Origin of the sequence: Nocardia farcinica, assembly GCF_029867845.1 — a bacterium.
Taxonomy (GTDB): Bacteria; Actinomycetota; Actinomycetes; order Mycobacteriales; family Mycobacteriaceae; genus Nocardia; species Nocardia farcinica_A.
On sequence record NZ_JARWRU010001095.1, the window covers coordinates 1 to 1175 of the forward strand.

General features: G+C 74.6%; 1 protein-coding gene. It reads left to right on the top strand.

What is annotated here, in order from left to right; all coding sequences use genetic code 11:
- The first annotated feature begins 50 nt into the window (after positions 1-50).
- Positions 51-1055, top strand: a complete 1005-nt coding sequence (coaBC, locus tag QH283_RS24200; RefSeq protein WP_432420771.1) for a bifunctional phosphopantothenoylcysteine decarboxylase/phosphopantothenate--cysteine ligase CoaBC — start codon at positions 51-53, stop codon at positions 1053-1055.
- The last annotated feature ends 120 nt before the right edge of the window (positions 1056-1175 follow it).

Below are 1175 nucleotides of genomic sequence, written 5' to 3' on the forward strand. Positions count from 1 at the left end.
CCCCCGTGGGTCCCCCCGAGGGGCCGTTGGGGCCCCCGGGGGGCCGGGGCGTGGGGCCCGTGGGGGCCCGCCGCCCCCGGCCGCGCGCGCCGGTTCGGGGGCGCGCCGGCCCGGGCGGCGCCGACGACCTGCTCACCGCCACGCTGCTCACCGCCCGATGTCCGGAGCTCTTCGCGCCGGCCATGCACACCGAGATGTGGGAGCACCCGGCCACCCAGGCGAACGTGGCCACCCTGCGCGCCCACGGCGCCGTGGTGATGGAACCGGCTTCCGGCAGGCTCACCGGCACCGACACCGGTCCCGGCAGGCTGCCCGAGCCCGAGGAGATCTTCGGCCTGGCCTCGCTGCTGCGGGAACGCGAGGACGCCGTCCCGCGCGACCTGGTCGGCAAGCGCCTGGTCATCACCGCGGGCGGCACCCGCGAGCCCCTCGATCCGGTCCGCTTCCTCGGCAACCGCAGCTCCGGCAAGCAGGGTTACGCCCTGGCCAGGGTCGCCGCCCAGCGCGGCGCCCAGGTCACCCTCATCGCGGGCAACACCATCGAGATGGCCGCGCCGGCCGCGGTCGACCTGGTGCACATCACCACCGCCGAACAGCTCAAGACCGCGGTGGAGAAGCACGCGATCGGCGCCGACGCGGTGATCATGGCCGCCGCCGTTGCCGATTTCCGGCCGACCAACGTCGCCGCGGTGAAGATCAAGAAGGGCGCGGGCGAGCCCGACGTCATCCCGCTGACCAAGAACGACGACATCCTGGCGGGCCTGGTGCAGTCCCGTCGCGACGGGCAGCTGCCAGGCACCGCCATCGTCGGTTTCGCCGCCGAGACCGGCGACGAGGACGGCGACGTGCTCACCCACGCGCGTGCCAAACTCGCCCGCAAGGGCTGCGACCTGCTCGTGGTCAACGCCGTCGGCGAGGGCAAGGCGTTCGAGGTCGACACCAACGACGGCTGGCTGCTCGGCGCGGACGGCACCGAACAGGCGCTCGACCACGGCTCCAAGGCGCTGCTGGCCAGCCGGGTGCTCGACGCGCTGGTGCCGCTGCTGCGCTCCTGAAACCTCCGCTCGCTCGCGCCAGGCGGCTGCCGCCCGGCGAAAAGCGCTGCGCGCGAGCGAGCTTCGGCGGCCGGTAGCCGCGACGGCCCCGAGGGTTGGACTGCGCTGTTGGGGGGTAGT